At 57.5% G+C, this 20,544-nt stretch carries 16 protein-coding genes and 1 pseudogene; 9 read left to right on the top strand and 8 right to left on the bottom strand.

The features are described from left to right. Positions 1-89: 89 nt before the first annotated feature. The 6 genes from folK to thpR all read right to left on the bottom strand — a co-directional run bounded on the left by folK (position 90) and on the right by thpR (position 4,977). Entirely contained in the window at positions 90-569 is a 480-nt protein-coding gene (gene folK, locus OGV79_RS00290; RefSeq protein ID WP_112001173.1) for a 2-amino-4-hydroxy-6-hydroxymethyldihydropteridine diphosphokinase, read from the bottom strand. Further along, a complete protein-coding gene (pcnB, locus tag OGV79_RS00285) occupies positions 566-1,963 on the bottom strand; it encodes a polynucleotide adenylyltransferase PcnB (RefSeq protein ID WP_204267647.1) in 1,398 nt (465 codons plus the stop codon). Before pcnB ends, folK begins: the two co-directional genes overlap by 4 nt. A 69-nt stretch (positions 1,964-2,032) precedes the next feature. After that, positions 2,033-2,929: a tRNA glutamyl-Q(34) synthetase GluQRS gene (gluQRS, locus tag OGV79_RS00280; protein WP_012134014.1), complete on the bottom strand. Its 897-nt coding sequence runs from the start codon at positions 2,927-2,929 to the stop codon at positions 2,033-2,035. 145 nt (positions 2,930-3,074) lie between these two features. Continuing rightward, complete coding sequence (gene dksA / locus OGV79_RS00275) at positions 3,075-3,530, bottom strand: RNA polymerase-binding protein DksA (protein WP_001155232.1); 456 nt, start codon at positions 3,528-3,530, stop codon at positions 3,075-3,077. Between the two features lie 177 nt (positions 3,531-3,707). Continuing rightward, a complete protein-coding gene (gene sfsA / locus OGV79_RS00270; protein WP_012134013.1) occupies positions 3,708-4,412 on the bottom strand; it encodes a DNA/RNA nuclease SfsA in 705 nt (234 codons plus the stop codon). Positions 4,413-4,446: 34 nt separating this feature from the next. Then, positions 4,447-4,977, bottom strand: a complete 531-nt coding sequence (gene thpR, locus OGV79_RS00265) for an RNA 2',3'-cyclic phosphodiesterase (RefSeq protein WP_047458852.1) — start codon at positions 4,975-4,977, stop codon at positions 4,447-4,449. A 73-nt stretch (positions 4,978-5,050) separates the two neighbouring features. On the opposite strand from thpR, the gene hrpB reads away from it, so the two are divergent. From hrpB to fhuB, 6 genes are all read left to right on the top strand, one after another. Continuing rightward, entirely contained in the window at positions 5,051-7,480 is a 2,430-nt protein-coding gene (hrpB, locus tag OGV79_RS00260) for an ATP-dependent helicase HrpB (RefSeq protein ID WP_286466631.1), read from the top strand. A 170-nt stretch (positions 7,481-7,650) separates the two neighbouring features. After that, positions 7,651-10,191, top strand: coding sequence for a bifunctional glycosyl transferase/transpeptidase (mrcB, locus tag OGV79_RS00255; protein WP_047458846.1), 2,541 nt, complete (start codon positions 7,651-7,653; stop codon positions 10,189-10,191). Positions 10,192-10,479: 288 nt separating this feature from the next. After that, the gene (gene fhuA / locus OGV79_RS00250) at positions 10,480-12,729 is read left to right on the top strand and encodes a ferrichrome porin FhuA (RefSeq protein WP_153258115.1); all 2,250 of its coding nucleotides are present in this window, start codon (positions 10,480-10,482) and stop codon (positions 12,727-12,729) included. A gap of 48 nt (positions 12,730-12,777) precedes the next feature. Further along, positions 12,778-13,575 (top strand): Fe3+-hydroxamate ABC transporter ATP-binding protein FhuC, encoded by a 798-nt coding sequence (gene fhuC / locus OGV79_RS00245; protein ID WP_012134007.1) that lies wholly within the window; start codon positions 12,778-12,780, stop codon positions 13,573-13,575. Further along, positions 13,575-14,465: a Fe(3+)-hydroxamate ABC transporter substrate-binding protein FhuD gene (gene fhuD, locus OGV79_RS00240; protein WP_200076018.1), complete on the top strand. Its 891-nt coding sequence runs from the start codon at positions 13,575-13,577 to the stop codon at positions 14,463-14,465. Before fhuC ends, fhuD begins: the two co-directional genes overlap by 1 nt. Continuing rightward, the gene (gene fhuB, locus OGV79_RS00235; RefSeq protein WP_286466629.1) at positions 14,462-16,444 is read left to right on the top strand and encodes a Fe(3+)-hydroxamate ABC transporter permease FhuB; all 1,983 of its coding nucleotides are present in this window, start codon (positions 14,462-14,464) and stop codon (positions 16,442-16,444) included. The genes fhuD and fhuB overlap by 4 nt, the downstream gene beginning before the upstream one ends. 70 nt (positions 16,445-16,514) lie before the next feature. Here fhuB and hemL read toward each other — a convergent pair whose 3' ends face one another. After that, positions 16,515-17,795, bottom strand: coding sequence for a glutamate-1-semialdehyde 2,1-aminomutase (gene hemL, locus OGV79_RS00230; RefSeq protein WP_049011622.1), 1,281 nt, complete (start codon positions 17,793-17,795; stop codon positions 16,515-16,517). A gap of 170 nt (positions 17,796-17,965) precedes the next feature. Here hemL and clcA point away from each other — a divergent pair, with 170 nt between their 5' ends. The 3 genes and pseudogenes from clcA (at position 17,966) to erpA (ending at position 19,812) form a co-directional block, all read left to right on the top strand. After that, positions 17,966-19,387, top strand: coding sequence for a H(+)/Cl(-) exchange transporter ClcA (gene clcA / locus OGV79_RS00225; protein ID WP_115615094.1), 1,422 nt, complete (start codon positions 17,966-17,968; stop codon positions 19,385-19,387). Positions 19,388-19,415: 28 nt separating this feature from the next. Next, positions 19,416-19,475, top strand: a pseudogene (gene yadW, locus OGV79_RS00220) (small protein YadW). Further along, complete coding sequence (gene erpA, locus OGV79_RS00215; RefSeq protein WP_012134001.1) at positions 19,468-19,812, top strand: iron-sulfur cluster insertion protein ErpA; 345 nt, start codon at positions 19,468-19,470, stop codon at positions 19,810-19,812. Before yadW ends, erpA begins: the two are co-directional and overlap by 8 nt. 105 nt (positions 19,813-19,917) lie before the next feature. On the opposite strand, the gene OGV79_RS00210 is transcribed toward erpA, so the two are convergent. Beyond that, positions 19,918-20,541: a TRIC cation channel family protein gene (locus OGV79_RS00210; protein ID WP_012134000.1), complete on the bottom strand. Its 624-nt coding sequence runs from the start codon at positions 20,539-20,541 to the stop codon at positions 19,918-19,920. Positions 20,542-20,544 lie beyond the last annotated feature (3 nt).

Here is a 20,544-nt window from a genome sequence, read left to right as displayed (position 1 = left end):
CGGCATTTTAACAGCAGCATTGATGGGGGCAATGGATTTAAGCAATCGATTAACCCGAAAGCAGTAAACGCTAAAGAGGGGCGGGCAATTTACCAGTGGGCAGGTTTTTCTGCTGCGAGGCGCGTGAGGTAATGATGCAGCGTGACGCCGTCCGGGAACACCAGGTTGGGGGCGATTTCAAAGAGCGGCCACAGCATAAAACCGCGATTTTTCATGTCGTAGTGCGGTATCGTCAGACGGGGCGTGTTTATTACGTTATCACCAAACAGCATGATGTCGAGATCGAGCGTGCGCGGCCCCCAGCGTTCGGCTTTGCGAACGCGGCCCTGTTGTAACTCAATACGCTGCGTGTGGTTGAGCAGTTCTTCCGGCGCCAGTTGGGTTTCCAGCGCAACGGCGGCGTTCAGGTAGTCGGGCTGATCCTGCGGGCCTAGCGGGGGAGTGCGGTAAAACGAGGAAACGGCAACAATGCGGCTGTCCGGGATGTCGCCGACAGCCTTCACGGCAGCATTAACCTGCTCCAGCGGAGAGGCTAAGTTGCTGCCGAGCGCGATATAGGCAACCGTCACGCGGTTCCCTCGCGGCGTGGCGCGCGTTTGCGCGGACGACGATGGCGGCGGCGCGGCGCGGGGTCTTCATCCAGTTCATTCAGCATGCCTTTCTGATCGGGCGGCGCTGAAACCTGGAACTCGCCCCACCACTGCGCCAGACGTTGCAGTTCAGCGTTGTTTTCCACCTCGGCGCGCAACGCCAGCAGATCGTATGCGGCGCGGAATTTCGGGTGCTCCAGCAGCTTCCAGGCGCGTTTGCCCTGGCGGCGGGACATCCGCAACTGGAGTTGCCAGATATCACGGGTTAACGTGGTGAGGCGTTTCGGGATCGCCAGCGAACGGCACGCTTCGTCCAGCACCTCGTTCATGGCCAGCGCAAAGGCGTCGTAATAGGCCAGGCCGCTCTCCTGAGCGATTTTCTGCGCCATTTCCAGAAGCGGATACCAGAACATGGCGGCAAACAAGAACGCCGGGTTAACGCGCATGTCGTTATGAATGCGGTTATCGGTATTTTTCAGCACCTGCGCAATGATGCGCTCCATCGCGCTGTCGCCGTTTTCGGTGAAATAACGCGTAATGGTGGGGAACAGGGGCTGGAACAGGCTGTATTCACGCAGCTTTTTGTAGGTTTCGAAACCATATCCCGCTTGCAGAAGCTTCAGGGACTCTTCAAACAGACGCGCGGGCGGAATATCGTTGAGTAAGGTCGCCAGGCGCGGAATCGGCTCTGCGGTTTCCGGGCTGATGCGCATATCGAGTTTTGCGGCGAAACGGACTGCACGCAGCATTCGCACCGGATCTTCGCGGTAACGCGTTTCAGGGTTGCCGATCAGGCGAATCACGCCGTCTTTCAGATCCTGCATACCGCCGACGTAATCGCGCACGGTGAAATCCGCCACGCTGTAATAGAGGCTGTTAATGGTGAAGTCGCGACGCTGGGCGTCTTCTTCAATGGAGCCGAAGATGTTATCGCGCAACAGCATGCCGTTTTGCCCGCGCTGGGAGGTGGCGCGGTCGCTGTCGTTGCCTTCATGGTGACCACGGAATGTCGCCACTTCAATAATCTCCGGGCCGAACATGACGTGCGCCAGACGGAAACGGCGACCCACCAGACGACAGTTACGGAACAACTTCCGCACCTGATCCGGCGTTGCGTTGGTGGTGACATCGAAATCTTTCGGTTTTTTGCCGAGCAGAAGATCGCGCACGCCGCCGCCAACCAGCCAGGCCTCATATCCCGCTTTATTGAGCCTGTACATTACTTTCAGAGCATTTTCACTGATATCTTTGCGGGAAATAGCGTGCTGCTCACGCGGGATTACCGTCATATGTGGACGGGCGACGGCAAGCTCGGCCTCGCTCTCCTCGCGGTTTAGCACCTTGCGGCAAAAATTAGCGACTCGGGTAAAAATAGTGCACCTCGGTAGTGTCAAACATCAATCAGGACAAGTTACTGCGTAAAAATAGCGGCTAATCATAGCTCAGCAAGACGCATTTGAGAATGCTGGATTTACACTTGCCGATTCCGGCACCGTCGTAAGCGTCCAGTTATCCACCGCATACTGCAATAATTCGTCGGTATGCATATCCTGCCATTGCGCCGTGGCGTTCTGGCCCAGAAAGCGCAACGCGGCAATGAGTACGGGGCGTGGATCGCCCTCCGGCAAGGCTGGGGCATGATTCTGTTTGGAAAGTTTAGCGCCTTGTTCGTTGAGCGCCAACGGCAGATGAATATAGTCCGGCGCGCGCCAGCCGAACTGCTGGTACAACGAAATTTGCCGTACCGTGGGTTCGATTAAATCCGCGCCGCGCACGATTTCCGTGACGCCCTGAAAATGATCGTCCACGACCACCGCCAGGTTATAGGCGAACAGACCATCGCGGCGATGAATAATAAAATCCTCGCGCGCCAGCAGCGGGTCGGCCTGGATATCACCGCGCAGCACGTCATGAAATTGCATCACCGGACTGAACTGTTTAATCCGCACGGCGGCATTTTCCGGCCCATGCTGCAAGGTTCGGCAATGGCCGTCGTAAACGCCGCCGATGCGTTGAATACGCGCGCGCGGGCAGGTGCAGTAGTAGCTTAAATTCTGCTGGCGCAGCCAGGCGAGCGCGTCGCGGTAGGCGTCATGGCGTTGGGACTGCCACAATATATCGCCATCCCAGTGCAGGCCATAATGTTCCAGCTGACGCAGAATTGTCTCTGCGGCACCGGGAACTTCACGAGGGGGATCGATATCTTCAATGCGTACTCGCCAGATCCCATGCTGAGAGCGGGCTCGCAGGTAACTACCGAGGGCGGCGATCAGTGAACCAAAGTGCAGCTCGCCAGAGGGGGACGGGGCGAAGCGGCCAATATAGTGTGCGTTGGTCATACCGGTGGACAATATAAAAGAATAAGGCGGGAAATAACCCCGCCCGGATTTTGCCGGATGGCGGCGCAAACCCCTCATCCGGCCTACGAATTGTTGCCAGGCAGGATAAGCGTAGCGCCATCCGGCGTTCTACGGTCTGACGGGATTAGCCCGCCATTTGTTTTTCGCGGATCTCAGCCAGCGTTTTGCAGTCGATGCACAGATCGGCTGTTGGACGCGCTTCCAGACGGCGAATACCAATTTCGACACCGCAGGATTCGCAGTAGCCAAAATCTTCGTCTTCCACTTTCTTCAGCGTTTTCTCGATCTTTTTGATCAGTTTGCGCTCACGGTCGCGGTTACGCAGCTCAAGGCTAAATTCTTCTTCCTGCGCGGCACGGTCAACCGGATCAGGGAAGTTAGCCGCTTCGTCCTGCATATGAGTCACAGTGCGATCGACTTCATCCCTGAGTTGATTACGCCATGCTTCAAGAATACGCTTGAAGTGCGACAGCTGGGCTTCGTTCATATACTCTTCGCCCGGTTTCTCCTGGTACGGCTCCACCCCAGCGATGGCGAGAATACTCAGGGACGATGTTTTACGGTTTTGCCCTTCTTGCATGTTGCTTCTCCTTAACACGCACTATCGATCCCCATTGTCGGGGGAAAAATCAGGTCGCTATAAATAGCAGATGCTTTTCAGGATAGCAATTATCTAAACGTAACACTTGACAACCCTGTGAGGAAAAGCGTATTTGCGTACGCGACCAGAATACTAATTAACCGATTGTTTACGCCATTATAAAGTCATGGGTAACGGTTCTTTTAGAGTCATACCTTCGGCAGAAAGTTCGGCTTTATAAACCAGAATTTCTACCCCCTTTAGCTGTGCTTCAATCAATAGTTGCGCATATTTTGCATCGATATGCCGCGCGGGTGAAAACCGTGTAATGGCTGAATGCAGCACCGCGAATAACACCACGGCGCGATGGCCTTCAGCCGCTACGCTCATCAGTTCCCGAAGGTGTTTTTGCCCCCGTAAGGTGACGGCATCGGGAAAATAACCATACTCTTGTTCCGCTAATGTGACCGATTTCACTTCAATATAGCAGTCGGGTCGGGAATCTGCCTGTAACATGAAATCAATACGGCTGCGTTCCGCGCCGTATTTTACTTCGCTTTTTAACAGGCTGTAGCCTGAAAGTTCTGAAAGCTGCTCATTCTGAATCGCTTCCTTCGTTAATCTGTTTGCCCATAGGGTGTTAACGCAGATAAGTGCGCCTGTCCGGGTTTGCGTTAATTCCCAGGTGTGCGGATATTTGCGTTTAGTATTTTCTGATGTCGAATACCAGACGGTATCGCCCGGCGTGGCGCATCCGGTCATCGCACCGGTATTTGGGCAGTGTAACGTTAATTCCGTGCCGTCCGGCGTAATGACATCGGCTAAAAAACGTTTGTAGCGCTGAATTAAGGTGGCACGCTGTAATGGCGGAGAGAACTGCATGTGATTTCCTTAAAGCCTGCTTTTGCAGACTATTTTATTCGGCAAGCGTCCAGCGCTGTAGTTGTGTGTAACGTGTGCGGCCGCGTTCGAACGACGAGGCATAAAGCGCAAATTCATTGACCGGAAACGACCAGCAAAAACCCGGCGCTGGAATGGCGACCGCATGGCTGGCGTCGCGCAGCAGCGTAATATGCGGATGAAAAGGCTGCGGGCTTTGATAACAACCGCTGCGCGCCGCCTGGGCGCGTAACATGTTCGCCAGTTGCAGCAGCCCGCGCGGCGGCTGTCGCATCCCCAGCCAGACGACCCGCGAACGTAGCCACTGGCCCGCGTCATCCAGCCTGAGCGTAAAGCCCGGCTGACGGATGCGTCCGGCAAGCTGTGATAACGCCTGTTGCTTGCTCGCGCTCACCTCGCCTAAAAACGCCAGCGTCAGGTGCAAATTCGCTGCGGCGACCGGCCTGCCGTCGTCCGGGGAAAAATGACCGGCGCGCCAGGCGATGATCTGCTCACGAACCTCGTCGGGCAATTCAATGGCAAAGAACAGCCTTTTCGGCTCAGACATGATGGGTACTCGGTTATGAATTAACGCGATGCTACAATGCAGCGCGAAGAATGTTAACCCTCTGGAGCCATTTGTGACGTCGTTGCCCGTTGCCGCCGTACTGCCCGAATTACTTGCCGCGCTTGAAAGCGCGCCCCAGGTTTTGCTCACCGCCCCAACCGGCGCGGGGAAATCGACCTGGCTGCCGTTGCAGTTTCTGACGCATAAAGGCATTCAGGGGCGAATTATCCTGCTGGAGCCGCGCCGCCTGGCGGCACGCAATGTGGCGCAGCGGCTGGCGGAACTCCTGAACGAGAAGCCCGGCGAAACGGTCGGTTATCGGATGCGCGCGCAAAGCTGCGTTGGCCCGCAGACGCGGCTTGAAGTGGTGACGGAAGGGGTGCTGACAAGAATGATCCAGCGCGATCCCGAGCTGAACGGCGTCGAGCTGGTGATCCTTGATGAATTTCATGAGCGTAGTTTGCAGGCGGATCTGGCGCTGGCCCTGCTGCTGGACGTGCAGCAAGGGCTGCGTGACGATCTGAAACTGCTGATCATGTCTGCGACGCTGGACAACGGGAAGCTGCAACAGCGCCTTCCTGATGCGCCGCAGGTGGTGTCTGAGGGGCGTGCCTGGCCCGTTGAGCGTCGCTACCAGTCACTTCCGGCCCAACTGCGTTTTGATGAGGCGGTGGCCATCGCCACGGCAGATTTGCTGCGTCACGAAACCGGCTCTCTGCTGCTGTTTTTACCGGGCGTTGGGGAAATTCTGCGCGTACAGGAACACCTGGCCGCGCGCGTGGCGGATGATGTGCTGTTATGCCCGCTGTATGGCGCGTTGTCTCTGGAGGCGCAGCGTAAAGCGATACTGCCTGCGCCGCGCGGGATGCGCAAAGTCGTGCTGGCGACCAATATTGCCGAAACCAGTTTAACCATCGAGGGTATCCGTCTGGTGGTGGACAGCGCGCAGGAGCGCGTGGCGCGCTATGACGTGCGAACCGGCCTGACGCGGCTGATTACCCAGCGCGTCAGCCAGGCCTCCATGACGCAGCGAGCCGGACGCGCCGGGCGTCTGGAACCGGGCGTGTGTGTTCACCTGCTGGCGAAAGAGCAGGCGGAAAGGGCGGCGGCGCAAAGCGAGCCGGAGATTTTACAAAGCGATCTGTCCGGTTTGTTGCTGGAGCTGCTGCAATGGGGATGCAGCGATCCCGCGCAGCTCAACTGGCTGGACCTTCCCCCGGCCGCCAACGTGCAGGCAGCCCGGCGGCTGTTGCAGATGCTGAATGCGCTGGATGGTGAGCGGCTGAGCGCGACGGGGCAGAAAATGGCGCGGCTTGGCAACGACCCTCGTCTGGCGGCGATGCTGGTCAGCGCCGGTAATGACAGTGAAAAGGCGACGGCGGCGAAACTGGCGGCGATTCTGGAGGAGCCGCCGCGCGCGGGCAATACCGACCTCTGCGTGGCGTTTTCGCGCCAGCAACCGGGCTGGCAGCAGCGTAGCCAGCAGCTCCTGAAACGGCTCAACGGGCGAGGCGGCGAAGTGGACGGCACGATGCTGGCGCCGCTGCTTGCGCAGGCGTTTGCCGATCGTATCGCGCGTCGACGCGGTCAGGAAGGGCGCTATCAACTGGCGAATGGCATGGGCGCGGTGCTCGACGCCGATGACGCGCTGGGTCGCCATGAGTGGCTTATCGCACCGTTGCTGTTGCAGGGGAGCGCGTCGCCGGATGCCCGTATTCTGCTGGCTTTACCGCTGGATATCGAGGCGCTTATTCAGGCGTGTCCGGCGCTGTTGCAGCAGTCCGACACGGTAGAGTGGGACGACGCGCAGGGAACATTAAAGGCGCTGCGCCGAATGCGTATCGGGCAACTGACGGTAAAAGTTCAGCCGCTGGCTAAGCCTTCGGAAGAGGAACTGCACCAGGCGATGCTCAATGGCATTCGCGATAAAGGGCTAAGTGTGCTCAACTGGACGCCGGAGGCTGAACAGTTCCGCCTGCGTCTGCTGCGCGCGGCGCAATGGTTGCCGGAGTACGACTGGCCTGCCGTTGATGACGCTTCTCTTCTGGCGACGCTGGAAAGCTGGCTGCTGCCGCACATGACGGGCGTTCATACGCTGCGCGCCCTGAAAGCCCTGAATATTACCCAGGCGTTACGCGGCCTGCTGGACTGGTCTATGCTGCAACGTCTGGATAGTGAGCTGCCCGCGCATTACACTGTGCCGACGGGAAGCCGGATAGCCATTCGTTATCACGAAGATAACCCGCCAGCGCTGGCGGTCAGAATGCAGGAGATGTTTGGCGAAGCGAATACGCCTGCTATCGCGCAGGGGCGCGTGCCGCTGGTGCTGGAGGTGCTCTCACCGGCCCAACGCCCGCTACAGATTACGCGCGATTTAAGCGCGTTCTGGCAGGGAGCGTACCGCGAGGTACAAAAAGAGATGAAAGGGCGTTATCCCAAACATGTCTGGCCGGACGATCCGGCGAATACCGCGCCAACGCGGCGCACGAAGAAGTATTCATGACTGCCGGATGGCGCTGTGCTTATCAGGCCTGCTCGCTCAAATGTAGGCCGGATAAGGCGAAGCCGCCATCCGGCATAAACATGGCAGAAAATTGAGAGATTTCTTCTTCTGTCGACTGACGGAAGAACAGAGAATCGGGCCTTTGCGCCTGTATGTTGCGGAGAAAAAGCATGGCCGGGAATGACCGCGAGCCAATTGGACGCAAAGGGAAACCACCGCGTCCGGTGAAACAAAAGGTAAGCCGTCGTCGACTCAGAGATGAAGAGTACGACGACGATTATGATGATGACTATGAGGATGAAGAACCGATGCCGCGTAACGGTAAGGGCAAAGGGCGTAAGCCTCGTGGCAAGCGTGGCTGGCTCTGGCTACTGCTAAAACTGTCGATTGTTTTTGTCGTGCTGATTGCGATCTACGGTGTCTATCTGGATCAAAAAATCCGTAGCCGTATTGATGGCAAAGTCTGGCAGCTTCCTGCGGCGGTATATGGCCGGATGGTTAACCTTGAGCCGGAAATGCCCGTCAGCAAGAATGAAATGGTGAAATTGCTGGAGGCCACCCAGTACCGTCAGGTGACGAAAATGACGCGTCCCGGCGAGTTTACCGTGCAGGCGAACAGCATCGAGATGATCCGCCGTCCGTTTGACTTCCCGGACAGCAAAGAAGGGCAGGTGCGTGCGCGTCTGACCTTTGACGGCGGCCATCTGGATACGATCGTGAATATGGATAACAACCGTCAGTTTGGTTTCTTCCGTCTCGATCCGCGCCTGATCACCATGCTCTCTTCGCCGAATGGCGAACAGCGCCTGTTCGTGCCGCGCAACGGTTTCCCGGATCTGCTGGTGGATACGCTGCTGGCGACGGAAGACCGTCATTTCTATGAGCACGATGGCGTTAGCCTGTATTCCATCGGTCGTGCGGTGCTGGCGAACCTTACCGCCGGGCGCACGGTTCAGGGGGCGAGTACGCTGACGCAACAGCTGGTGAAAAACCTGTTCCTCACCAGCGAACGCTCCTACTGGCGTAAAGCGAACGAAGCTTACATGGCGCTGCTGATGGATGCGCGCTACAGCAAGGACAGGATCCTTGAGCTGTACATGAACGAAGTCTATCTCGGCCAGAGCGGCGATAATGAGATTCGCGGCTTCCCGCTGGCGAGCCTGTACTACTTTGGCCGCCCGGTCGAAGAGTTGAGTCTCGATCAGCAGGCGCTGCTGGTGGGGATGGTGAAAGGGGCGTCAATCTACAACCCGTGGCGTAACCCGAAACTGGCGCTGGAGCGTCGTAATCTGGTACTGCGTCTGCTGCAACAACAGCAGGTGATCGACCAGGAGTTGTACGACATGCTGAGCGCGCGTCCGCTGGGCGTGCAGCCGCGCGGCGGGGTGATCTCGCCACAGCCAGCCTTTATGCAGATGGTGCGTCAGGAGTTGCAGGCGAAGCTCGGCGACAAAGTGAAAGACCTTTCTGGCGTGAAGATCTTCACCACTTTTGATTCCGTGGCGCAGGATGCGGCTGAAAAAGCGGCCGTTGAGGGCATTCCGGCGCTGAAGAAACAGCGTAATCTGAGCGATCTGGAAACCGCGATTGTGGTGGTAGACCGCTTCAGCGGCGAGGTGCGTGCGATGGTCGGCGGGGCGGAGCCGCAGTTCGCCGGGTACAACCGTGCGATGCAGGCGCGCCGTTCTATCGGCTCTCTGGCAAAACCGGCGACCTATCTGACGGCGTTAAGCCAGCCGAAGCTGTATCGCCTGAACACCTGGATTGCCGACGCGCCGATCGCGCTTCGTCAGCCGAACGGGCAGGTCTGGTCTCCGCAGAACGATGACCGTCGTTACAGCGAAAGTGGCAAAGTGATGCTGGTGGACGCGCTGACGCGCTCCATGAACGTGCCGACGGTGAATCTGGGGATGGCGCTGGGGCTTCCTGCCGTCACCGATACCTGGATGAAGCTGGGCGTGCCGAAAGATCAGCTGCATCCGGTTCCGGCCATGCTGCTGGGGGCGCTGAACCTGACGCCAATCGAAGTGGCGCAAGCGTTCCAGACCATCGCCAGCGGCGGCAACCGGGCGCCGTTATCAGCATTGCGTTCGGTGATTGCGGAAGACGGTACGGTGCTGTATCAGAGCTTCCCGCAGGCTGAGCGCGCGGTTCCGGCGCAGGCGGCGTATATGACGTTGTGGACGATGCAGCAGGTTGTGCAGCGCGGCACCGGGCGTCAGCTGGGCGCGAAGTATCCGGGCCTGCATCTGGCGGGTAAAACCGGGACCACCAACAACAATGTCGATACCTGGTTTGCAGGGATTGATGGCAGCCAGGTGACGATTACCTGGGTGGGTCGCGATAATAACCAGCCGACGAAACTGTACGGCGCCAGCGGCGCGATGTCGATTTATCAGCGTTATCTGGCGAACCAAACGCCAACGCCGCTGACGCTGACGCCGCCGGAAGATGTGGTGGATATGGGCGTCGATTACGACGGTAATTTCGTCTGTAGCGGTGGAATGCGAGCGCTGCCGGTCTGGACGACCGACCCGGACGCGCTGTGCCAGCAGGGCGAAATGATGCAACAGCAGCAGCCGACCGGGAATCCGTTCGATCAGTCTTCTTCACAGCAACAGCAGCCTCAACAGCAGCAACCGGCGCAGCAGGAGAAGAAAGACAGCGACGGCGTGGCGGGGTGGATCAAGGATATGTTTGGTAGTAACTAACCGTTGCGCCTGATGGCGCTGCGCTTATCAGGCCTACAGAACCAATAAACGCATTGGATCTTGTAGGCCGGATAAGGCGCGCCAGCGCCGCCATCCGGCAAATTTCCGCAGAATAACATTCCAGCCTAAATCATTAACCCTTCCTTTTCATCTGGTTATTTCTTAACCCCTTAGTTTTGATAGGGGCGCGTATTGCTTGCTATCGCGCCAACGTTTCGAATATTATGCTGCGGTCATAAGAATAATTCTCGTTTACGTTATCATTCACTTTTCATTAGAGATATACCAATGGCGCGTCTTAAAACTGCTCAGCCAAACTCTTCGCTGCGTAAAATCGCAGTCGTAGTAGCCACAGCGGTTAGCGGCATGTCTGTCTATGCACAGGCGGCGGTTGAACCGAAAGAAGAAACTATCACCGTAACCGCTGCACCTGCCCAGCAGGAAAGTGCCTGGGGGCCGGCGGCGACCATCGCGGCCAGACAATCCGCCACAGCGACCAAAACGGATACCCCCATTCAAAAGGTGCCACAGTCTATTTCTGTGGTAACTGCCGAGGAGATGGCGCTGCATCAGCCTAAATCTGTGAAAGAGGCGCTCAGCTACACTCCTGGTGTTGCCGTGGGCACCCGTGGCGCGTCTAACACTTATGATTACCTGATCATCCGCGGTTTCGCCGCTGACGGCCAAAGTCAGAACAACTATCTGAATGGCCTGAAGATGCAGGGTAACTTTTACAATGATGCGGTGATTGACCCTTATATGCTGGAGCGCGCTGAAGTCATGCGCGGCCCGGTTTCCGTTCTCTACGGAAAAAGCAACCCTGGTGGTTTGTTGAACATGGTCAGCAAGCGTCCAACCACGGAACCGCTGAAAGAAGTTCAGTTCAAGATGGGCACCGACAGCCTGTTCCAGACCGGTTTTGACTTTAGTGATGCTCTGGATGACGATGGTGTTTACTCTTATCGCTTAACCGGCCTTGCGCGTTCTGCGAATGCCCAGCAGCAAGGTGCGGAAGAGCAGCGTTATGCCATCGCGCCATCTTTCAGCTGGCGTCCGAATGATAAAACCAACTTTACCTTCTTGTCTTATTTCCAGAATGAACCGGAAACAGGTTATTACGGCTGGCTGCCGAAAGAAGGGACAGTGACTAAGTTACCGAACGGTAAGCGTCTCTCTACCGATTTCAACGAAGGTGCGAACAACAATACCTATTCTCGTAACGAGAAGATGGTGGGCTACAGCTTCGACCACGAATTTAACGACACCTTTACCGTGCGTCAGAATCTGCGTTACGCGCAAAATAAAGTCTCGCAGAATAGCGTGTATGGCTACGGTATGTGCTCCGATCCGCTCTATACAAAGGATCCGGCTAATAGTCCTTGCGCCAGCGTTCCTCAGTCAGATTGGGGTCATACGCTGACTCGTCAGTACGTTATCGATAATGAGAAATTGCAGAACTTCGCTGTCGATACCCAACTGCAAAGCAAGTTTGCAACGGCCGATGTGGATCACACGCTGCTGACCGGCGTTGACTTTATGCGTATGCGTAACGATATTGACTCCTGGTTTGGCTATGCTGGTTCTGTAACGCCGTCCGACATCTATAACCTTGATCGCAGTGACTTCGATTTTGGCTCACATCCTGGCCCTTCAGGCCCTTACAAAGTGCTGAATAAGCAGAAGCAAACTGGCTTGTACGTGCAGGATCAGATGCAATGGGATAAGGTGCTGGTTACTCTGGGTGGTCGTTATGACTGGGCTGACCAGGAGTCCTTCAACCGTGTTTACGGTACTACCGATAAGCGCGACGACAAACAGTTCACCTGGCGTGGCGGTGTTAACTACCTGTTCGACAATGGCGTGACCCCGTATTTCAGCTATAGCGAGTCGTTTGAACCGGCTTCGCAGACGGGGGAAAGCGGTAATATCTTTGCTCCATCCAAAGGTAAGCAGTACGAAGCTGGCGTGAAATACGTGCCGAGCGATCGTCCGATCGTGATTACCGGTGCAGTGTATCAGCTCACCAAAACCAACAATCTGATGGCCGACCCGAATGGATCGTTCTGGTCAGTTGAAGGCGGTGAAATTCGTTCACGTGGTGTGGAAATTGAAGCGAAAGCCGCGCTGTCTGCAAGCGTCAACGTGGTTGGTTCTTATACCTATACCGATGCGGAATACACTACCGACACCAACTACAAAGGCAACACGCCTGCTCAGGTGCCTAAACATATGGCATCATTGTGGGGTGATTACACCCTCTATGACGGCGCGCTTTCCGGGCTGACGTTGGGTACGGGTGTTCGTTATACTGGCTCCAGCTATGGCGACCCGGCAAACTCCTTCAAAGTGGGGAGCTATACGCTGGTGGATGCGTTAGTACGTTACGATCTGGCGCGCGTTGGTATGGCTGGGTCTAACGTGGCGCTGCATGTGAACAACTTGTTTGACCGTGAGTACGTCGCAAGCTGCTTTAACACCTATGGCTGCTTCTGGGGCGCGGAGCGTCAGGTCGTTGCAACCGCAACCTTCCGTTTCTAATTTCTCTTTGGGCACGGTTCGCCGTGCCCGCTTTACAAGTTGGCCGCTATGCAGGAAAACATAACCCGTCCCGACACGACTTTCGCCCTACGTAATGTCTCCTTTCGTGTGCCTGGCCGCACGCTTCTGCATCCTCTTTCGCTGACCTTTCCGGTGGGTAAAGTTACCGGGCTTATTGGTCACAACGGTTCAGGTAAATCAACCTTACTGAAAATGCTGGGGCGGCATCAACCGCCGTCGGAAGGCGACGTGTTGCTCGACGATCAGCCGTTGAACAGCTGGAACAGTAAAGCGTTTGCCCGCAAGGTCGCCTATCTGCCGCAGCAACTTCCGCAGGCGGAAGGGATGACGGTGCGCGAGCTGGTGGCGATTGGGCGTTATCCGTGGCACGGCGCGCTGGGTCGTTTTGGCGTAACCGACAGAGAAAAAGTGGAAGAGGCGATTACGCTGGTGGGACTAAAACCACTGGCGCACCGTCTGGTAGACAGCCTCTCCGGCGGGGAGCGTCAGCGGGCGTGGATCGCCATGCTGGTGGCCCAGGATAGCCGCTGCCTGCTACTCGACGAACCCACCTCCGCGCTGGATATCGCGCATCAGGTTGATGTGCTGGCGCTGGTGCACCGCTTAAGCCAGCAGCGTGGGCTGACGGTGATTGCTGTTTTGCACGACATCAACATGGCGGCCCGCTACTGTGATTATCTGGTGGCGCTGCGCGGTGGCGAAATGATTGCCCAGGGAACGCCAGCAGAGTTGATGCGTGGTGAAACGCTGGAGCTGATTTATGGCATCCCGATGGGCATTTTGCCGCATCCGGCTGGCGCCGCACCCGTGAGTTTTGTCTATTAATGAGCGGTTTACATTTTATTACCCGACGTCGATTGTTAACGGCGATGGCGCTTTCTCCTCTGCTCTGGCAAATGGGGCAAGCCCGGGCCGCAACCGTCGATCCTCATCGTATTGTCGCCCTGGAGTGGTTGCCGGTAGAGCTGCTGTTAGCGCTCGGCATCATGCCTTACGGCGTGGCGGATATTCCCAATTATCGCCTGTGGGTTAACGAGCCGGCATTGCCGGAGTCGGTCATTGACGTTGGGCTGCGTACCGAACCTAATCTGGAACTGCTGACCGAAATGAAGCCCTCATTTATGGTCTGGTCGGCAGGCTATGGCCCTTCGCCTGAAAAGCTGGCGCGTATCGCGCCGGGGCGCGGCTTTAGCTTCAGCGACGGCAAAAAGCCGTTAGCGGTAGCGCGTCAGTCGTTAATTGAAATGGCGCAACTGCTTAATCTTGAGTCTGCGGCCAGCCGCCATCTGGCGGAATACGATAGCTTTATCGACAGCCAGAAACCGCGCTTTGCCCGGCGTGGCGACCGGCCTCTGCTGCTGATGACGTTGCTCGATCCGCGCCATATGCTGGTTTTCGGCCCGAACTGCTTATTCCAGGAGACGCTGGACGCGTTCGGCATTCGCAATGCCTGGCAGGGGGAAACCAATTTCTGGGGCAGCACTGCGGTTGGTATCGACCGGCTGGCGGCCTATAAAGACGCTGACGTCCTCTGTTTTGATCACGGCAATAACCCGGATATGGCTGCGCTGATGGCGACGCCGCTGTGGCAGGCGATGCCGTTTGTGCGCGCCGGACGTTTTCAGCGCGTGCCTGCCGTCTGGTTTTATGGTGCGACGCTGTCGAGCATGCGTTTCGTGCGCATTCTGGATAATGCGCTGGGAGGTAAAGCGTGAGCCGACGTATTGCGCTATTTCCGGCGTTGCTGCTGGCGGTGTTATTTATCGCTGCTGCCTGGCTGACCTGGTTTAACTTCTCCATCGCATTGCCGCGCAGCCAGTGGCAGCAAGCGTTCTGGTCGCCGGATATCGACAGCATTGAGCAAATGATTTTCCACTATAGCCTATTGCCGCGTCTGGCGATCGCCTTGCTGGTCGGGGCCGGGCTTGGGCTGGTGGGCGTATTGTTCCAGCAGGTGCTGCGTAACCCGCTGGCGGAGCCAACGACGCTCGGCGTGGCGACGGGGGCACAGCTCGGGATTACGCTAACGACGCTGTGGGCGATTCCCGGCGCGATGGCCACGCAATTTGCGGCGCTGGCAGGCGCGTGCGTGGTGGGGGCGCTGGTGTTTGGCGTCGCCTGGGGAAAACGCCTGTCACCGGTTACGCTGATTCTCGCCGGTCTGGTGGTGAGCCTGTATTGCGGGGCGATTAACCAGCTGATGGTGATTTTCCACCACGACCAGTTGCAAAGCATGTTCCTGTGGAGCACCGGAACGCTGACGCAAACCGACTGGAGCGGGGTGCAGAGGCTGTGGCCGCAGCTGCTGGGCGGTGTGATGCTCACCTTGCTATTGCTGCGTCCGATGACCCTGATGGGGCTGGATGACGGCGTGGCGCGCAATCTGGGGCTGGCCTTGTCGCTGGCGCGTCTGGCGGCTTTATCGCTGGCGATCGTGCTCAGCGCGATGCTGGTTAACGCCGTTGGGATTATCGGCTTTATCGGCCTGTTCGCCCCGCTGCTGGCGAAAATGCTTGGGGCGCGTCGCTTACTGGCGCGCCTGATGCTGGCGCCGCTGATTGGCGCGCTGATCCTTTGGCTTTCCGATCAGACCATTTTGTGGCTGACCCGCGTCTGGATGGAGGTCTCCACGGGTTCCGTGACGGCGCTGATTGGCGCGCCGCTGTTGCTGTGGCTGCTGCCGCGTCTGCGCAGCATGAGCGTGCCGGCAATGAACGCCAATGACCGCGTAGCGGCGGAACGCCAGCATGTGCTGAGTTTTGCGCTGGCAGGCGGTGTCGTGCTGCTGCTGGCGGTGTTCGTGGCGCTCTCTTTTGGCCGTGACGCGCACGGCTGGAACTGGGCGAGCGGCGCGCTGCTGGATGAACTGATGCCCTGGCGCTGGCCGCGTATTCTGGCGGCATTGATTGCGGGCGTGATGCTGGCGGTAGCGGGGTGCATTATTCAACGCCTGACCGGAAACCCGATGGCCAGCCCGGAAGTGCTGGGTATCAGCTCCGGCGCGGCGTTCGGCGTGGTGCTGATGCTGTTCCTGGTGCCGGGTAACGCCTTTGGCTGGCTGCTGCCTGCCGGGAGCATCGGCGCGGCGGCGACGTTGCTGATCATCATGGTCGCGGCAGGACGCGGGGGCTTTTCTCCGCACCGTATGCTGCTGGCGGGGATGGCGCTCAGTACGGCGTTTACGATGCTGTTGATGATGTTACAGGCGAGCGGCGATCCGCGCATGGCGGGAGTGCTGACCTGGATCTCCGGTTCGACCTACAACGCCTCGGAAGAACAGGTGGTACGCACCGGCATTGTGATGGTGATTCTGTTGGCGATTACGCCGCTGTGTCGTCGCTGGTTAACCATTTTACCGCTGGGCGGCGAGACGGCGCGGGCGGTGGGTATCGCGTTGACGCCATCGCGTGTTGGGCTGTTGTTGCTGGCGGCCTGTCTGACGGCGACCGCGACGATGACCATTGGGCCGCTGAGCTTCGTCGGGCTGATGGCGCCGCATATCGCGCGGATGCTCGGTTTTCGCCGCACGATGCCGCATATGATTATGTCGGCGCTGGCGGGGGGAATACTGCTGGTTTTCGCCGACTGGTGCGGCAGAATGGTGTTGTTCCCGTATCAGATCCCGGCGGGATTGCTCTCGACGTTTATCGGCGCGCCGTATTTTATTTATCTGTTACGCAAGCAGAGCCGGTAATGGTGCCTTATCCGGCCTACGGCGCCATATGTAGGCCGGGTAAGCGTAAGCGCCACCCGGCAATGACGATTTACAGTTTCGCAAATACCCGACGCGCGGCATCGATGGTGTTGTTGATATCGTCCATGCTGTGCGCCACGGACATAAAACCTGCCTCGAAGGCGGACGGCGCCAGGTAAACGCCTTCATCCAGCATCATGTGGAAGAAACGTTTGAAGCGCTCAACGTCGCATGCCATTACATCCTGATAGCAGTTTACGGATTCCGCGTCGGTAAAGAAGATGCCGAACATACCGCCGACGTGATTCACCACCAGTGGAATGTTGGCTTCCTGCGCGGCGTCCAGCAGGCCTTCTGCCAGTCGGGTCGTCAGTTCGTCCAGCGTCTCGTGAATCCCCGGCTGGGCGACTTCGGTCAGGCAGGCGAAACCCGCCGCCATGGCAATCGGGTTGCCGGAAAGCGTTCCCGCCTGGTAAACCGGGCCAGTCGGCGCCAGTGCGTCCATCACATCGCGGCGTCCGCCAAATGCGCCTACCGGCATGCCGCCGCCGATGATTTTGCCCAGACAGGTCAGATCCGGCACTACGCCGTAATAATCCTGTGCGCCCGCCAGCGCCACGCGGAAACCGGTCATCACTTCGTCGATGATCAGCAGCGCGCCGAATTCGTCGCACAGGGCGCGCAGGCCCGGCAGGAATTCCGGCAGCGGAGGGATGCAGTTCATATTGCCCGCCACCGGCTCGACGATAATACAGGCAATCTCTTGCGGATATTGCTCGAACGCCGCGCGTACAGAGGCCAGATCGTTATAGGTGCAGGTCAGGGTATGTCTGGCGAAGTCAGCCGGAACGCCCGGTGAGTTCGGCTGGCCCAGCGTCAGTGCGCCGGAACCCGCTTTCACCAGCAGGCAGTCGGCGTGGCCGTGGTAGCAGCCTTCAAATTTGATGATCTTGTCGCGACCGGTGAAGCCGCGCGCCAGGCGAATCGCACTCATTGTGGCTTCGGTGCCGGAGTTCACCATCCGCACCATGTCCATAGTCGGCACCAGTTCGGTGACCAGCTCCGCCATTTTAACTTCCATCTCGGTCGGCGCGCCGAAGCTCAGCCCGCGCGCAGCGGCTTCAATCACTGCATTACGGATGGCGGGGTGGTTATGGCCCAGCACCATCGGACCCCAGGAGCCGACGTAATCGATGTACGCTTTGCCATCGACATCATACAGATACGCGCCGTCTGCTTTTTCGATAAACAGCGGGGTGCCGCCCACGCCAGTGAAGGCGCGAACAGGGGAGTTGACGCCGCCGGGGATAAGCTCGCGCGCTGCGCTGTAGAGGTTTTCAGACTTGCTCATGGATGGGGTTCCTGGTTCGTAGAAAAAGTGAATGCCCTTTATTCTAAGTTATTCACAGAAGGTTATGAACATTTTGCGCATTTGAAACATGACGATTTACAGGGGATTTTCCCGAAACAGGCGGGTACAATGCCGCTTCTGTATTTGTATTACCAATTAATGATCATCTGATGAACACAGACACTCCCACTTTCGAAGCACAGCAAGTTGTGCGCTTACGGCGCGGGGATCTGATCCGCAGACTACTTCAGCGGGATAAAACGCCGCTGGCCATCTTATTAACGGCGGCGGTGGTCGGCACCGTCACGGGTCTTATTGGCGTTGCGTTTGAGAAAGCCGTGACCTGGGTGCAGAACTTACGTATCGGCGCGCTCGTTCAGACGGCCGATTACGCGATTCTGGTCTGGCCGCTGGCCTTTATCCTCTCTGCGCTGCTGGCGATGGTCGGTTATTTTCTGGTGCGTAAGTTTGCGCCGGAAGCCGGTGGGTCGGGCATCCCGGAAATAGAAGGCGCGCTGGAAGAGTTGCGTCCTGTTCGCTGGTGGCGCGTGCTGCCGGTGAAATTTGTGGGCGGTATGGGAACGCTGGGCGCTGGCATGGTGCTGGGGCGGGAAGGGCCGACGGTACAAATCGGGGGCAATATCGGGCGGATGGTGCTGGACCTCTTCCGTATGCGTAGCGCCGAGGCGCGTCACACCTTACTGGCAACCGGTGCGGCCGCAGGGTTATCGGCAGCCTTTAACGCGCCGCTGGCGGGGATCTTATTTATCATCGAAGAGATGCGCCCGCAGTTTCGCTACAATTTAATTTCGATCAAAGCCGTGTTTACGGGCGTGATCATGTCGAGCATTGTGTTTCGTATTTTTAATGGTGAAGCGCCGATTATTGAGGTCGGGAAGCTCTCAAACGCACCGGTTAATACGCTATGGTTATATTTAATCCTCGGTATGATTTTTGGCTGCGTCGGGCCGCTGTTCAATCACCTGGTATTGCGCACTCAGGATATGTTCCAGCGTTTTCACGGCGGCGAAATCAAAAAGTGGGTTCTGATGGGCGGCGCGATCGGCGGCCTGTGCGGTATTCTCGGCTTAATTGAGCCGGAAGCGGCGGGCGGTGGATTTAATTTGATCCCCATTGCGGCGGCGGGGAATTACAGCGTAGGCCTGCTGCTGTTTATTTTTATCGCCCGCGTCCTTACCACGCTGCTTTGTTTCTCATCCGGTGCGCCGGGCGGAATTTTTGCGCCAATGCTGGCGCTGGGGACGTTGCTCGGCACCGCATTTGGTATGGCGGCTGCGGCGTGTTTTCCGCAGTACCATCTGGAAGCCGGAACATTCGCGATTGCCGGAATGGGCGCGCTGCTGGCGGCGTCGGTGCGTGCGCCTTTAACGGGAATCGTGTTAGTGCTGGAGATGACCGATAACTATCAGCTCATTTTGCCAATGATTATTACCTGTCTTGGCGCAACACTATTAGCACAATTTATGGGCGGAAAACCGCTATACTCCACCATCCTTGCGCGCACGCTGGCGAAACAGGATGCGGAGCAGGCGGCAAAAAGCCAGCAGTCGGTCGCTGGTGAGAATACTTGAATGAAATACCAGGGTATTAGATAATGCCATAACGATTGGGTTATAATTTGCCCAATTGCCAATGTCGTTTGGAGCAAAAAATGAGTGATGACGTAGCGCTGCCACTGCAATTTACTGAAGCAGCAGCCAAGAAAGTAAAAAGCCTGATCGCTGACGAAGATAACCCGAATCTGAAACTGCGCGTGTATATCACCGGCGGTGGTTGCAGCGGTTTCCAGTACGGTTTTACCTTTGATGATCAGGTGAACGAAGGTGATATGACCATCGAGAAGCAGGGTGTTGGCCTGGTGGTTGACCCGATGAGCCTGCAATATCTGGTAGGCGGCGCTGTCGATTACACCGAAGGTCTGGAAGGTTCCCGCTTTGTGGTCACCAACCCGAATGCGAAAAGCACCTGCGGGTGTGGTTCGTCCTTTAGTATCTGATGTATTGCCGGATGGCGACGCAGGGCGTCTTATCCGGCCTACGGTGCGTGTTGCTGCGTTCCTGAATGTAGGCCCGATAAGCGTCAGCGCCATCGGGCAGTGAAATCAACGCCCGTTCTCATCCAGAGCAAACGTCGGTAATTTTAAATGCCAACGAATTGCGGCCAGACGAATCATTAACGTCACAACCATCCCCATCATACTGGCGCTTTCCAGCGGCACGGAAAAGGTATAAAACGCCGTCGCATGCACGATGCCGCCGATAATACAGGCCGTGGCATAAATCTCCGTGCGCAAGATCATCGGCACTTCACGCGCCAGCACGTCGCGGATAATCCCGCCGCCGACGCCGGTAATCACGCCCATACAGATGGCGACCAGCGGGCCTGTTTCGGCAAGGAACGCCTTATTGACGCCGATACCGACGAACACCGCGAGGCCGACGGCATCCAGCACGGGAAGCATCCATTTAGGCAATCGTCTCGGCTGGCGCACCAGCAAAATGGTGAGCATGCTGGTGACCATCGCCACCACCAGGTCGGTCGGATCTTTGACCCAAAAGACGGGCCCGTTATCCAGCGCCATATCGCGGATCGTCCCGCCGCCCACTGCGGTCACGACGCCCAACACCAGTACGCCAAACGGGTCCATACGCAACTTTCCGGCCAGCAATACGCCAGAGATAGCAAAGACAGCTGTGCCTACAATATCCAGCCAATAGACGAGCATTAT

The organism is Citrobacter sp. CK185 (assembly GCF_030333565.1).
In the GTDB taxonomy this organism is placed as follows: Bacteria; Pseudomonadota; Gammaproteobacteria; order Enterobacterales; family Enterobacteriaceae; genus Citrobacter_B; species Citrobacter_B koseri.
Note: the sequence above shows the minus strand (reverse complement) of the source record. Positions and strands in the feature narration are given on the sequence as shown.

Excerpts from the sequence above, each read along its gene's own strand:
- gluQRS (WP_012134014.1), bottom strand. The coding sequence starts at position 2,929 with ATGACCAACGCACACTATATTGGCCGCTTCGCCCCGTCCCCCTCTGGC.
- dksA (WP_001155232.1), bottom strand. The coding sequence starts at position 3,530 with ATGCAAGAAGGGCAAAACCGTAAAACATCGTCCCTGAGTATTCTCGCC.
- sfsA (WP_012134013.1), bottom strand. The coding sequence starts at position 4,412 with ATGCAGTTCTCTCCGCCATTACAGCGTGCCACCTTAATTCAGCGCTAC.
- thpR (WP_047458852.1), bottom strand. The coding sequence starts at position 4,977 with ATGTCTGAGCCGAAAAGGCTGTTCTTTGCCATTGAATTGCCCGACGAG.
- mrcB (WP_047458846.1), top strand. The coding sequence starts at position 7,651 with ATGGCCGGGAATGACCGCGAGCCAATTGGACGCAAAGGGAAACCACCG.
- fhuA (WP_153258115.1), top strand. The coding sequence starts at position 10,480 with ATGGCGCGTCTTAAAACTGCTCAGCCAAACTCTTCGCTGCGTAAAATC.
- fhuC (WP_012134007.1), top strand. The coding sequence starts at position 12,778 with ATGCAGGAAAACATAACCCGTCCCGACACGACTTTCGCCCTACGTAAT.
- fhuD (WP_200076018.1), top strand. The coding sequence starts at position 13,575 with ATGAGCGGTTTACATTTTATTACCCGACGTCGATTGTTAACGGCGATG.
- hemL (WP_049011622.1), bottom strand. The coding sequence starts at position 17,795 with ATGAGCAAGTCTGAAAACCTCTACAGCGCAGCGCGCGAGCTTATCCCC.
- clcA (WP_115615094.1), top strand. The coding sequence starts at position 17,966 with ATGAACACAGACACTCCCACTTTCGAAGCACAGCAAGTTGTGCGCTTA.
- erpA (WP_012134001.1), top strand. The coding sequence starts at position 19,468 with ATGAGTGATGACGTAGCGCTGCCACTGCAATTTACTGAAGCAGCAGCC.
- OGV79_RS00210 (WP_012134000.1), bottom strand. The coding sequence starts at position 20,541 with ATGCTCGTCTATTGGCTGGATATTGTAGGCACAGCTGTCTTTGCTATC.